General features: G+C 32.0%; 7 protein-coding genes and 1 pseudogene. 7 read left to right on the forward strand and 1 reads right to left on the reverse strand.

Annotated elements, in window-relative coordinates:
• Positions 1 to 900: SH3 domain-containing protein (locus KQI49_RS00670; RefSeq protein ID WP_483887802.1), on the reverse strand; the 900-nt coding region annotated here is incomplete at its 3' end.
• 590 nt (positions 901 to 1,490) lie between these two features.
• Between KQI49_RS00670 and KQI49_RS00675 the strand changes: the two genes are divergently transcribed.
• The 7 genes and pseudogenes from KQI49_RS00675 to tagH all read left to right on the forward strand — a co-directional run bounded on the left by KQI49_RS00675 (position 1,491) and on the right by tagH (position 14,906).
• Entirely contained in the window at positions 1,491 to 3,761 is a 2,271-nt protein-coding gene (locus tag KQI49_RS00675) for a GW dipeptide domain-containing protein (protein WP_216485823.1), read from the forward strand.
• A gap of 566 nt (positions 3,762 to 4,327) precedes the next feature.
• Positions 4,328 to 5,451, forward strand: a pseudogene (gene ltrA / locus KQI49_RS00680) (group II intron reverse transcriptase/maturase).
• 748 nt (positions 5,452 to 6,199) lie between these two features.
• Positions 6,200 to 9,538: a CDP-glycerol glycerophosphotransferase family protein gene (locus KQI49_RS00685; RefSeq protein ID WP_216485824.1), complete on the forward strand. Its 3,339-nt coding sequence runs from the start codon at positions 6,200 to 6,202 to the stop codon at positions 9,536 to 9,538.
• A 235-nt stretch (positions 9,539 to 9,773) separates the two neighbouring features.
• On the forward strand, positions 9,774 to 11,435 hold the full coding sequence (locus tag KQI49_RS00690) for a tetratricopeptide repeat protein (protein WP_216485825.1): 1,662 nt from the start codon (positions 9,774 to 9,776) through the stop codon (positions 11,433 to 11,435).
• Positions 11,413 to 12,618, forward strand: coding sequence for a CDP-glycerol glycerophosphotransferase family protein (locus tag KQI49_RS00695; RefSeq protein ID WP_216485827.1), 1,206 nt, complete (start codon positions 11,413 to 11,415; stop codon positions 12,616 to 12,618). The genes KQI49_RS00690 and KQI49_RS00695 overlap by 23 nt, the downstream gene beginning before the upstream one ends.
• 134 nt (positions 12,619 to 12,752) lie before the next feature.
• Entirely contained in the window at positions 12,753 to 13,574 is an 822-nt protein-coding gene (locus KQI49_RS00700) for an ABC transporter permease (RefSeq protein WP_216485829.1), read from the forward strand.
• A 30-nt stretch (positions 13,575 to 13,604) separates the two neighbouring features.
• Positions 13,605 to 14,906, forward strand: coding sequence for a teichoic acids export ABC transporter ATP-binding subunit TagH (tagH, locus tag KQI49_RS18820; protein ID WP_371817488.1), 1,302 nt, complete (start codon positions 13,605 to 13,607; stop codon positions 14,904 to 14,906).
• The last annotated feature ends 271 nt before the right edge of the window (positions 14,907 to 15,177 follow it).

The following is a 15,177-nucleotide window of genomic DNA, read 5'->3' on the forward strand; positions in this document are numbered from 1 at the left end:
TGCCTGGACCCATTCACTTGTCAAAGTTTTATATTTAAGTATGGTCCCTTTTTTGTAAGACTTAAGGACTTTATCTTTCGTCGGGCTTTGATACACATTTGTCGGACTCTTGGCAGCTAAACCATTTTGAGTTGTTTGTTTATCAGGGAATGTCTCCACATCGTTAACATGTATATATCCAGTGACCCATTCACCATTATATTTGATAGTTGCTTGATACCAGTTGCTATTCAGTGTTTTATACTTTAGACTGGAGCCTTGTTCATATGATTTGAGTTTTTTTGAATTTCTCGATTGAGAATCATACACGTAAGTTGGTCTTTTTAAAGCATATCCTTGAATAGAATTGGAGTCTTTTGCAAGTTTAAAAGATTGTTGTGAGTTTGAGAGTTTTGATTTTGTTGTATTATTTATTTCCTCATCAACTTCTTCATTGTTGCTTTTTATATTTGAATCTAGTGTAACTTCTTCTTTATTTGTATAACTATCCTCTAAATCCGATTTAACATGTTGAAAGTCTTTGTTCTTTTTTTGATTACTATCTTCTTGTTTTTCGAATGAATCTGTTATATCTTCTTTGTTGAAATTATTCAATGTTAAATAATCATTACTTAAATACCCTTGATAGGTCACATTGGACGCTTTGTCAACGTACTCAACATAAGCAATGTTTTCAAAGATATCTAAAATTGTTACTTCATCTCCGTCTTCCAATTCAGCTAGTTGTTCACTATACTCAGATTCCTCTTCATAGAGAAAAACTTGATCTGATTTATTTTCAACTGTAACTTTAGTCATTGTGTTGTTACCTGTCTGTTCATTTGTTTCAGCGCTGACAGGTATGCAGGTGACTTGGAAGAGAAATATCAAGATAATCAAGTAAATACTAACTTTTTTCAATATCTCTACAACTCTCCTTTCTTATTTATTAGCCAACTCACTAGTTTTATTATCGGCTAATAAAAGAGACTTGTTAAGAGACTTTTTACGTGTTTTCACATATTAGTAGCCAAAATGTAGGAAAACTTTTTCTTATAAGGAAAGAAAGCAGTGAAAATGGAATATGCTAAAGTGAAATATTAATGTTACCAGGAGTGAGATTGTTTTACATGGTGCATTTATGATGTAAGCAAAATGGATTATGGTGACAGCATCATATGCGTATTTTTTTTGACACTTTGATTTTGGTTGGATATTAAAACTACATTCAATATAATTTTTCAAGTTATATTAGTAAAGAATCCGTTTAGTCAGGTTATATTTCTATCTTGATTGTTAAAAAGTCATTTCCTTATTAATATCGTTTAAGCTTAGCCGATATTTATAAGGACATGTTTTTATTATTAAAGGGGTTGATTTCATAACATCAAAGATTTAACAACGTATATCTTAATTTTATTCAAAAACTGTTTGTATATATTGAAATCAATTAAACTAGTATATTAAAATATCTAGAATAGACTACATATTATGAAAGTGAGGTTCTATTTTTGAAAAGATTTATATGGATAGTAGTCATTAGTTTATCAATGACCTCCTTCCAACATTCATTAGTTTATGCTGGAGAAGAGAGCAATGAAGATGCTACTAATGAATCGAAGGAAACCAATGAATTCGGCATTGAAAAAGGTACAGAAGTTTATGGGGAAGACATTAGTGAATTAACAGAGGAAGAACTTCAATACATTCCAGAAGCCTGGCGAGAAGGTAACTTTGAAAGTGAGCATCCTAAAGAGGAGTCTACACCTCGCATTAGTACGTTTTCCGACTATCCTGACGTTAATGACTACATAAAATCTAACAATCTATCAGTTGCAAAACAAGAAACAGACCATATAGGGCATTTGACTAAGTTCAATTATCGAAACGGTTTTGGCAAACCTGAAGGGATAGTTGCTCACGAGACGGCAAATAATAACTCTACCATAACTGGTGAGATTGCCTTTATGTCAAGAAATCATAAAAATGCTTTTGTGCACGCTTTTGTAGATGGATCTCGTATTATTGAAGTACATCCTACAGATATAGGTGCATGGGGTGCCGGCCGCTATGCTAATGAGCGTTTTATCCACGTTGAATTAGTAAGGGTTAACAATTTTGATGACTTTGCCCGTTCTATAAATAATTATGCTGATTATCTTGCAGAAAAGTTGTATGACTATAGTTTAGGAGTAACAAGTGCAGAAACAACAGGCAAGGGTTCATTGTGGTCTCATAAGGCAGTCAGTAACCATCTCGGTGGGACCACTCATGTGGATCCTCATGGTTATTTTGCTCAGTGGGGTTATAATTGGAATGATTTTGTTAAACTTGTCACTGAAAAGCATAATAAACTAGTTTCAGCTCAAAAAGCGAATACAAGTAAACTAGGACAAATAAAATCAGCGAATGGCAAAATTTATGACAATCCAACAAAGAGTAAATCTACTAAAGCTGGCTCTAAATATACTAAGCAAGCTTACTATATTAAAGCAGAAGCCAAAGTAGAAAATCAGCAATTCTATCTTATTAGTAATAAACCAAGTAGCAAAAATGGCACCATCGGGTGGGTTAGTGGAAAAGATATTACAACTCATTCCCATAAGGCAATAGACAATAACTCAAAAACTCTTTACTTTAAAGGAAAAGGTGCTGCTTACAGTCGTGCCTGGGGTGGAAGTAAAAGGAAGTTATGGAGTAGTTCCGATTTCGCCAAGGTTGAAGGTAAGGCGTTTAAAGTCAATAAAACAGAAACAGTTGCTGGTAATACATGGTATCGAGGCAAATATAATGGTCAAATACTTTGGATTCACGAGAATCACCTAGTTGCCAAAGAAGAAAAGAAGACGAGCCGATTAGGCGAGATTAAGCAGGGAAATGCAAATATCTACAGTAATCCAGAAGATCAAGATGCGGATATGATAGCGGGTTCCACGCATACAAACCAAGTCTATTATATTAAAAAGCAAGCTAAGGTAGGTAAAGATACATTTTACTTAATTAGCACTAAACCAAGCAGTACAAATGGAACAATCGGATGGGTGAACAAAAAAGATATTACAACTTACACTCATAAAGCTGTGGATAATAAATCAAAGACTTTCTATTTCAAAGGAAAAGGTGCCGCCTATAATCGTGCCTGGGGTGGAAGTAAAAATAAACTATGGAATAGTACAGATTTTGCCAAGGTTGAGGGAGAACCGTTTAAGGTCCATAAGACGGAAACAGTTGGCAATAACACATGGTACCGAGGTAAATATAATGGTCAGACGCTTTGGATTCACGAGAATCATTTAGTTTCTAAAGAGGAAAAGAAGACAAGCCGATTAGGTGAGATTAAGCACGAGAATGCATATATCTACAGTAAACCAGAGGATAAAAATGCGAAGATAACAGCTGGCTCGACACATACCAACCAAGTTTACTATATTAAAAAACAAGCCAAGATTGATAAAGACACATTTTATTTAATTAGCACTAAACCAAGCAGTACAAATGGAACAATCGGCTGGGTGAATAAAAAAGATATTATAACCTATGCACATAAATCTGTCGACAATAAGGAAAAGACATTCTATTTTAAAGGTAAAGGCGCTGCTTATAATCGCGCTTGGGGTGGCAGTAAGAACAAGATATGGAGCAATTCGGATTTCGCAAAAGTTGAAGGAAAGGCATTTAAAGTTCATAAGACAGAGAAAGTAGGGAATAATACATGGTATCGAGGTAAATATAACGGTCAGACTCTTTGGATTCATGATCACCACCTAACAAAAAAAAGATGAAATATATAATAAAAGGTTTTGCTTTCTTCCTAGGAGCAAAGCCTTTTTATGTGCGCCAAGCATGGCAACTATCTAAGTGGTGTAAGTCCACTGTGGGGGTACACATCGACCAACCACTAGAGAAACGCAAGGCACTTATCGCGAGATAAGGACTGAAGGAAGCGTGTATCAAAATCTTGGCTCGACGAACAGAAATCTGATACCAAGGCTCTATAGGCGGATAAGACTCCATAACAAGTCAAAGTCCAAAAGATGTGCGTAACCCTATAGGGTAAATCAGACGAGTGAAAGAGGAAGGATAGTTGTCTTACCTTGGGAGGTCTCACGAACAGCTGAGGAGTCCCCTAATAAGAAAGCTGGTCGAAAAAGGTTTATCGTGAGAAGTCAGCCGAAGCCGTAGTAGTGATTCTAATCATGAAGGGCTGAACAATTTATAGTGTTTCAACGCCATGATTGCACGAAGGATATACTTCAGAATGTGTTAATGAGGAAAGTATGAGCGTATCTCAGAGGATACTCAAAAGAGAAGTGTCTTTCGTCACGTGAAAGGAAAGGAAGAAACGAGTGTGGAACTTTTAGAAGAAATTTTAAGTAATCAAAATATGAACCAGGCCTATAAGCGAGTCTATCGTAATAAAGGTGCAAGTGGAGTGGATGGAGTGACTGTAGAAGAATTGAAGTCACATCTAAGGAAGTATAAGAACGAACTGCGTTCCCAAATCCGGAAAAGGAAATACAAACCGACACCGGCATTACGAGAGTAGAGATTCCAAAGGAAAATGGAAAGATGCGCAAACTAGGAATACCGACGGTTGTCGATAGAGTGGTCCAACAAGCGATTACCCAGAAACTAAGCCCTATATTTGAGCGACAATTCAGCGAATATAGTTATGGTTTCAGACCTGGTAGAAGCTGTGAAATGGCAGTAATTCAAGCGTTAGAATATATAAACGATGGATATAGCTGGCTGGTAGACATTGACTTAGAAAGATTCTTTGACACCGTTCATCACGATAAATTGATGAGAATTATCTCCCACACGATAAAAGATGGAGACGTCATCTCGCTTATAAGAAAATATCTCGTTAGTGGTGTCATGGTCAATGGTAAATATGAAGATACACCATTAGGAACCCCACAAGGGGGCAACCTGAGCCCGCTTTTAAGCAACATTATGTTGAATGAGCTGGACAAAGAATTGGAAGCAAGAGAACTTCACTTCGTCAGATATGCAGATGATAGTCTCATTTTCGTTAGAAGTGAAAAGGCAGCGAATAGAGTGCTTATTTCTATTACAAAATTCATTGAGAAGAAATTAGGGCTGAAAGTAAACGTGGAAAAGAGTAGAGTTTCTCGGTCTAGTAAAACGAAGTTCTTAGGATTTGGTTTTTACTATGACACAAATAAAAAGAATTTCCAACCAAGACCACACGGAAAATCAGTTCAGAAATTTCAAAGGAAATTGCGTCAACTGACGAAACGTAAGAAAAATAGTAAAAAGCGAATAAAGTCCCTTGTCAAACTCGGGATACCAGTAGAGGAAGCCAAAGGGTTAACATACTGCCGAAAGGGATATCGTTTTATTGGACTATCGAAGGTCGTCCAAAGAGCCTTATCAAATAAACATTTAAGGCAAAGGGGAATCCCCTTTGCCCAAGATTACTATTTAAAAGTACACACTGTAATATAAATTGAACCGCCGTATACGGAACCGTACGTACGGTGGTGTGAGAGGGGCGGGAAACTATTGGTTTTCCCCTCTACTCGATTACTTAAAGATATTATATTAATAAAAAGTCGAAAGTATCGTTTTCAATACTTTCACTAAGTGATAGTATTACTGAATAACCTAGGTAACTTTGATAACAGTCGTCTGATTTAGTGTTAAAGTATTTGATATATGAATAATGAAATATATGAAGTATAATTAATCTATCCATTCATTAATTTTATTAATTGGTCGATGTTCTCAGATTGTTCCTGATATAACTTTATGGTACATTTGGTCTTATACCTATTTCCTTGTATCTCCATTGATGCTTCTCTGAATGTGTTCGGTCCCTGAAAACGATAATAATAGACATAATTACGCTGTTAATTATCTTTCGTCGACCTTCTACTTTAAATTTCTCTCCCTTATCGTTTAAAAGTACTGTTTGTAAAAGTTTATAACATTAATTGTACAAAACAAAAGAGTGAATTTATACTTAACCTTAGTCTTACTAATGTGTGTTTATTTGTCTATGTATTTGACGTTAAGTGCTCTTTTTTAAAAAGTACAGATCAGTTCTTCAACTGATGTAAAATGTGAATAATAAAAGCTGTAAATAAACATTATAAATAATGAAAGTGTTAAACTAGTTACATTTTATGTTATAATATTGTATTGAAAAAATGAAAAAAACACTACTTAATATACTAACGCAAGGAGTCTTAAAATGTTCTTTAACCGAATAAAAAAAATTACTCATAACTTCAGAAGGAAAAAGAAAGTATTAAAAGATACCTTAGAAATCATTCAAAAAGATGATGGTGTTTTAATAAAAGGTAAGGTTGACAATAGATATAGAGTTACAAATCTTATCTTTCAAAATAGAGAAGCTGACTTTAATTATGACTTGAAGGTTACTGAAGGTTCGGATTTTTGGGTTAAAATCAATACTAAAGAACTACTTTCATATCTTAACATAGATGGAATATATGATTTGTACCTAAATGTAAAAGTTGCTATTCAAGATTTAGATGATAATGAGAGAGAAAAAATAAAAACTAAATCGGAAATAATAGTATCAGATGACGATAAAGCCATTCAATATTATCAATCCTTAATAAGATTGGGCAGATTTTTGAACACAAATATATTTGACATAAAGCCAAAATGGGAAAAGAGTGATTATTATAACTTTTATAAAACAGCTAAAGGTAATATATCAGTAGCAATAAATGAAAATGTATCACAGAAAAAAAGCATACAAATTGATAATCTTAAATCTAAGAAAAATAAGTTTACTTTTAATGGAAAACTATTCACAAGAAATTCTGAAATAAATTCTATAAATTTAATTGTTAAAGGCAGGGAAACTTCTGAAGAAAGTACGTTTCCTGTTATTATCTCTCATCTTAAAGACGATGTTAGAAAGAAATATGGTCTTAATAGATACAAATATAAAGTTATTTTGGATCTAAACGAGGTATTTAAAAACCCTTTATTTAAAGACGATGTATATGATTTATTTTTTGAGATTGCTTTTCATGATTGTAAAGAACTAGTGCAATTACGGATAGGAAATCCAAGATTTAGAGCAAGATTCCGTACAAAAGGAAGTAGCGCAGCAAGGGGAGATAAAATATTTTCAATTAGTCCTTATTATACAGTTAAAAGATTTAATTTATCCTTACAAGTTGACAGTTTCGAACACAAAACATATTCATATTTAAAAAGGATGACAAGATGGTCATGGCTGTTTAGGATGTTCTATAAACAACAAGATATATGGATCATAGGTGAAAGGCCTTATAAGGCTCAAGATACAGGATACCACTTTTTTAAGTATATGAGAAAAATGCATCCCGATAAAAAAGTTTATTATGTCATAGAAGAGGATTCCCCAGAATTAAAGAATGTAAAACATTTAGGTAATATCGTGTATTTTAAATCTAAGGAGCATATTAAAAACGTATTAATGGCATCGAGAATTATAGGCTCGCACCATCCTGATTATCTATATCCCTTAAGAACTACTGATTTTATCCAAAAAGTTAAGGGGAAAAAAGTATTCTTGCAACATGGCATTCTGGGTACCAAAAATACAGAACACTTTTATGGTAAGAATTCGCTATCATTTTCAACTGATTTATTTTTAGTTAGTTCGGAACGTGAAAAGTCAATAGTAGTTAATGATTTTGGCTATTCAAAAAAAGAAGTAGCTATTACAGGATTGTCAAGATTTGATCGCTTATTCGACAATGCTGAAACTGTTAAGAGACAATTGTTAATCATTCCTACTTGGCGCGAATGGCTAGTAGAAGAAAGTAAGTTTCTTGAAAGTGAATACTTTGAAAGGTATAGGGATTTGGTTTTAAATGAAACTTTACATGAGTATGCAAGGAGATATAATTTTGAAATATTATTTTGTTTACACCCAAACATGCAAAAATATACACCTTTTTTCCAAGATGCACCGGTTAAAATAATTAGCCAAGGAGAAATAGATGTCCAAGATTTGTTAAAGGAAAGCTCCATGATGATAACGGATTATTCAAGTGTTGCTTTTGACTTTAGCTTCCTGAACAAACCAATAATATATTATCAGTTCGATCGCAAAAGATTTATTGGTAATCGCGGATCACATCTAAATTTAGATAAGGATTTGCCTGGAGATATTGTTTTTGAATTAAATGATATCCTTACGAAGGTGAAAAAATACTCTAGTTCTGACTTTCAAATGACAGAGAATAATAAAATAAAAGCTAGTAAGTTTTTGGAATATAGGGATACAAATAATTGCTTAAGGATATATAATGCTGTTAGCAAAAGAATTACAAATAAGTCATTGGTACAATCGATTGGAGAAACTGAATTTTATAGAACAGCTTTTAAAAGATTTAGGAAAAGTGAAATTTATTTTCCTACGATGAAAAAGTTTTATAAAGTAGCTAGAAAAATTTTTCCGGTTGACGAGAAGCTTATCCTATTTGAAAGCGGGATTGGTAAACAGTATGCTGATAGTCCAAAAAATATATATGAAGAGTTAGTAAATAGAGATAGTGGTTATAAAGTTGTTTGGGTGTGTAATAAAAATATTCGCTTTAGAAATCTTGAAACTAAACGAGTTAAACGATTGAGCCCAAGTTATTATTATTATTTAGCTAAAGCTAAGGTATGGGTTAACAATCAAAACTTCCCAACTTATATAAAGAAGAGGCCTGAAACCATTTATATCCAAACATGGCATGGAACTCCTTTAAAAAAGATGTTACATGATATAGAAAATGTGCAAGGGCGTAGTGATGATTATGTTGAAAGGGTTAGTGGTGCGATTTCAAATTGGGATTACCTAGTTTCTCCAAGTAGGTATGCAACTAACGCCTTTAGAAGTGCTTTTAGGTTTAATGGTAATATTATTGAAACAGGCTACCCACGGAATGACATTTTTTATAAAAATAAAAAAGATGAACTAGCAATAGAGATAAAAAACAATTTATGTTTTCCTTTAGATAAAAAAATTATATTGTATGCCCCGACATTTAGAGATAATAAAACAAATAAGAAAAACAAGTTTCAATTTGAAATGAATTTGGATTTGTCTCAAATGAAGGAAAGGCTTGGGGATGACTATATTTTGTTAATAAGAACTCATGTTGTTGTAGGTAACAAATTAAATATCGATAGCTCACTAGGTGAATTTGTTATGGATGTGTCGAACTATTCTGATATTCAAGATTTGCTATTAATTACAGACATACTTGTAACAGATTACTCTTCAGTTATGTTTGATTTTGCAAATACAAAGCGTCCAATGTTATTTTACACATACGACTTTGAAACCTACCGAGATGAAGTCAGAGGATTTTATATGGACTTCGAAAACGAAGCTCCAGGTCCTTTGTTACGTACGACAGAAGAGTTAGTTGACGGCATAAATAACATTCGAGCAATCCAAAATAATTATGAAAATAAATATGAAGCATTTTATCAAAAATATTGTGGTTTAGAAGATGGCTTTGCTACAAAACGAGTAGTGGATATGTTGTTGGAAAATAAATATGAATATTAAAAGTATGTACTGGACAGTAGTGATTATTAATCATTATTGAGATGTTTGTTACGGTTAATTTAAGTCTTCAAATGTAAAATAGTATTTTAAAGTAAATTAATTGCAACAATTAATGTTAAATCATTAGTTTTGTTCAAAAGTTTACAATTAATATTAACGTGGGTGTTTTTACATGTAACGATATTTATTTAATAAGATTTTATTTATAATTGTTCTCAGGATGGAAGTGAATAATGTGAAAAAAAAGCTAAAATCTTTAATATGTAAAATTAAAGGTAGAATCAATTTATTTATCCTAATGGTAAAAAAAGATGAAAGATACTATTTTTTAAAAGGGAAAAAATTATTAAGGGACGATAGTAACAAGGCTAAAGATATGTTTAAAAAGGGATTAACCATTCACCCCAATAATCCTGAGATTAATAAAGAAATGGCATACTTAGAACAAAAAGATAAGAATTGGAATGCGGCTATATCTTATTTAGATAAATATATTAATAAAGAACAAAAAATTATTCCCCCTCAAATTTACTTTGACTTGGCTGATTGGTGTAAAAAAATTGGATTATTAAATAAAATGGACGAGGTTTTATTTAATGGTTTGCAATGTCATCCAAATAACAGAAGGATGTTTAGCAAATATGTTAATGTCGCTATATCAAAAAAAGATTGGCAAACAAGTATTAAGCGATTAGAGAGCTATAATTATAAATATAAAGATAGTTCTCCATATAAAGCGAGAATTAAATTATCTATGTTATATAAAATTATAGGTGATCATGGTAAGTTTACTAATCAGTTCAATTTAACTTTGAATGAGTTTGGCGAAAAAGTTACAAACGATAAACTTGGTTATAGCAAGATAATTATTTATGATAATGGGGAAAGTAGAATTGAGTATTACAAAAAATTCACCAAAACGAATCAACTTGTTATAACTTTTGATTCAATTAATATGGTATGGAGCACTCAACCTTTCGCTTTTAAACTATTAAGTAGAAAGAATGTTGATATAATTGCTATAAGAAAAAGAAAGAAACAAACATATCAACAAGATTTATCTCAAAGTGACTTTATAGCGGCTGTTAAACCTATAACAAAAGGCTATGATGATATTGTTTCATACGGGTTTAGTCTAGGTGCATATTTAACCTTATATTTTGGCTCTCTTCTAAATAGTAGGATTTTATCTATATCACCAAGATTATCCATACATCCCATTTATGGAAGAAAAAAAGTTATTCAAAAGTATGAATTTAAACATAATCTTTCCTTTCCGAAAAACAAGGTTGTTTCGCCTATAATAGTGTATGATCCTAAAAATAAGCTAGACAATCGTTATGTTAATGAACATATTTTAAAGTCTTTTCCGAATTCAATTTTGGTTGAAGTACCTTATGGTGGACACGGGATGGCTCCGCATCTTTTGAAAATAGGCCAACTAAAAGAATTTGTGAATGAGGTTATCGATAATAAAGGGGTACCGAAATATAATAGTAGTAATAGAAGTAAATCAAATATTTATTATAGGCTGTTAGCTAGTACATGTTTTAAGAGAAATAAACCTATTTGGGCTTATAATTTAGTAGAAAAGTCTTTAGATTTATTACCAACCGATAAATTAGCTATTAAACTTAAAATAGACATATTAAAACATCTTGGGGAGTATGAGAAAGCAATATCTTTTGCTAAGGAAGCAGTTAAATTGGTACCAAAAAATTTAGATGTTAGAATTTATCTAATAGATCTTTCTAATGGGATTGGTAAGACAGAATTGGCTAAGTCTGAAATTAGTAAAGCCATTGCTGAATTTGGAAATAAAAAAAGTCTTGTAAGAAGATTAAAAAATACTAAAAAAAATAGCGGTGTAAAAGATGAAAAACTTAAACCAGTTTAAAAAGGTCATACTTTTAATTAGAAGAAATCGGTATGTAAAAAAAAGTATAAAAAGTTTTTTTAAAATAGCAAGTAGGTTACCAAAAAGGAAAAACACTATTGTTTTTGAAAGTTTTTCAGGAAAACAGTTTAGTGATAATCCAAAGGCACTTTACTTATATATTAAAGAAAACTATCCTCAATATAAGTTATACTGGAGCTTTGATAGAAAAGTAGCAAAGAACTTAAGACATAAAGATCTACATGCTTTATCACGTTTTGGGCTGAAATGGATTATGATAATGGCCCGAGCAGAGTATTGGATTACAAATAGTCGACTTCCCTTATGGATACCTAAACCAAGAGGCACAACTTATGTCCAAACTTGGCATGGGACACCATTAAAAAAACTGGCTGCGGATATGGACGAAGTCTATATGCCAGGAACAAATACTGAAAGATACAAAAGAAATTTTTTGAAAGAAGCAAATAAATGGGACTACTTAGTTTCAGCGAATGAGTATTCTACTACTATTTTTAAACGAGCTTTCCAATTTAAAGAAACGATTATTGAATCAGGGTATCCAAGAAATGATATTTTGATAAACTTTAATAATAATGAAAAAATCAGTGAGCTTAAAAGGAAAGCTAAGTTACCTTTGGATAAAAATGTGATTCTTTATGCACCAACTTGGCGTGATAATCTATTTTACACAAGGGGAAGGTATAAGTTTAATCTAGAGTTAGACTTACAAAAGATGCAGGAAAACTTTGGGAAAGATTATATTTTAATTTTAAGGTTGCACTATCTTGTCTCCGATAATCTTGACTTAACTGGGTTTGAAAATTTCGTTTATGATGTCTCTTCCTATGAAGATATTAACGAATTGTACTTAATGTCTGATATGCTTATAACTGACTATTCTTCTGTTTTTTTTGATTATGCAAACTTAAAAAGACCAATGTTTTTTTATGTATACGATATTGATGAGTATAGAGATAAACTTCGTGGGTTTTATTATGACTTTGAAAAGAAAGCGCCGGGTCCTTTAGTTAAGGAAACTGATGAGTTAATTAAAGAAATTAAAAAAGTAGAACAGAATAATAACAAACCCATGGTAAACGAAACATCATTTAGTAATAAGTTTTGTTACTTAGATGATGGCAGAGCAAGTGAGAGGGTTGTAAATGAAATCTTGAAATAGATAGTAGGTTAAGTATTATAATGATACAGACCTACTATTTATTGTTTTTTTAAGTTGAGACTTGTATAATTCAATACTGTACACTTAACTTTTTAATTAATGCTTAACTCAACGAGATTTGAGAGGATATATTTATGAAATCAGCTATTACTGTTTTAAAAGAACAAATTGAACATTTTTATTTGATCAGAAGATTATCTTTATATGAGTTAAAGAGTCATAATAGGAATAATTATTTAGGCATGGCTTGGGAAATTATTAATCCAATAATACAAATTTTAATTTACTGGTTTGTATTCGGAACTATAAGAAAGAGAGCTCCAATCGAGATAGCCGGAATGGAAGTTCCATTTTTCACATGGTTACTGGCAGGCTTTTTCTTATGGGTTTTTTGTTATCAATCGATTATACAAGGATCTAAGTCCATTTATTCGAGATTGCGAATGCTCTCAAAAATGAATTTTCCAATGAGCGTTATTCCTAACTATGTTATATTTTCAAAGTTCTATATCCATCTTATTATGTTGCTTATTTCCATCGTTATTTTTCAATTTAGTGGTTATTATGCCACAATTTATTATTGGCAATTTATTTACTTTATTATAGCGACTTTTTGTTTACTTTTTTCTATATCACTTATTACTTCCACGCTATCTACAATGATAAGAGATATCCATATGTTCCTAAATTCAACATTGAGAATGTTATTATATTTATCTGGGGTTTTATGGCCAATAACATTATTAGACGATTTTCCTAAACTTATGCAATTAATGAAGTTAAATCCCCTGTTTTATTTAATTCAAGGCTACCGTGCTGCCTTTTTTGGAACAGATTGGTATTTTATAACGCATTGGCAATATACATTATATTTTTGGGGATTAGTCATTGTACTATTTATTATCGGTTCAGTACTGCACATTAAGTTTAGGAGACATTTCATTGATTACTTATAAAGGCTCGTGATTAATATGGGAAAAGCTATTGTGGTAACGAATGTAAGTAAAAAATATAAACTTTATAATGATACAAAAGAACGCCTGCTCGACTTAATTTCTCCAAAGAATTTTGGTGAAGACTTTTATGCTTTAAGGGATGTTGACTTTGAAGCGGAAAAGGGAGACATAGTTGGTTTTATTGGTATTAACGGATCTGGTAAATCCACTCTATCCAACATTATAGGAGGAATTGTTCCGCAAACATCGGGTACAGTTCAAGTGAATGGAGAGGCCTCTCTAATAGCGGTGTCAGCAGGATTAAAAGGGGACTTGACTGGTCGAGACAATATTGAACTGAAGTGCTTAATGCTCGGATTTAACAAACACGAGATTAAAGAGATTGAGCCAAGTATCATAGAATTTTCTGAGTTAGGTGATTTTATTGATCAACCGGTAAAATCTTATTCAAGCGGTATGAAATCAAGATTAGGATTCTCGATATCAATTAATGTGAATCCTGAAATATTAATTATAGATGAGGCTTTATCGGTAGGCGACAAAGCCTTTGCGGAAAAAAGCTTGAGTAAAATGAAGGAATTTAAGAAACAAGGAAAAACAATGATTTTTGTTAGTCATTCTATTGGTCAAATGAAACAGTTTTGCGAAAAAATATTGTGGCTTGAGTTTGGACGTGTGAAAGAATATGGTAGTGTAAAAGATGTTTTGCCCAAATATGAAGAATTTCTTAAGAGATGGAAAAAAATGTCTAATGAGGAAAGGGAAAATTATAAGAATTTATCATTAAATCAAGAAGAACATGAACTAAAAAATTTAGTTGATATTGAATCCAGTCCAGAAAAGGTAGAAAGTGTTTACAAGGAGCAGGCTATTAGTCGAATGGGACATATAAGGACTAAGGGGACTTACATATATATGAGCCCCCGTGATCACAAAGATAAATTCTCATCTAAAAAATATAAACATAGTTCATATTATATAAAACGGCAAGCCTTTTACTACAATGAAAAATTTTATTTATTGAGTAATAAGCCTAGTGGAGTAGATGGAGTAGTTGGCTGGATGAAGGCTTCAGAAGTTTCCAGTCGTCTTCATATAATGATTGACAATGACCCGAAGACCTTTGTTCTTAAGGGTACTGGATTTGGTTATACTCGTCCTTGGGGTGGGAAAAAAAATTTTGTTTTCCCTGATTTAAAAAAATACAAAGATGTAGAATTTGAGGCAATTAGGACTGAAAAGACAGGGAAACATTATTGGTATCTTGGTAAATTAGACGGACAAGAAACATGGATTCATTATAAACACTTAAAGAGAATACATGAAAAATAATAGCTAAAAGGTTCTATGTACACGAAATTATGAATGGTGATGTTATTGTAGTCGTTATATCCTTCCACTTTTAAATTTCGAGTATTTATCGGAAACTTAAAAAGACCATGAACAAAATCTTTAAGTACCTAGTACAACAAAGTAGAGTGAAAATTATTAATGGATGAAATTAGAAAGTTAAATGGCGATCTAGACGTTTCGATTAATTATTTGAATCAATTTCATAATTGCTTTCTTTAAAATTTCAAAGACCTACAGAATTTTAAATTGG

Source organism: Virgibacillus sp. MSJ-26 (genome assembly GCF_018918075.1).
Taxonomy (GTDB): domain Bacteria; phylum Bacillota; class Bacilli; order Bacillales; family Amphibacillaceae; genus MSJ-26.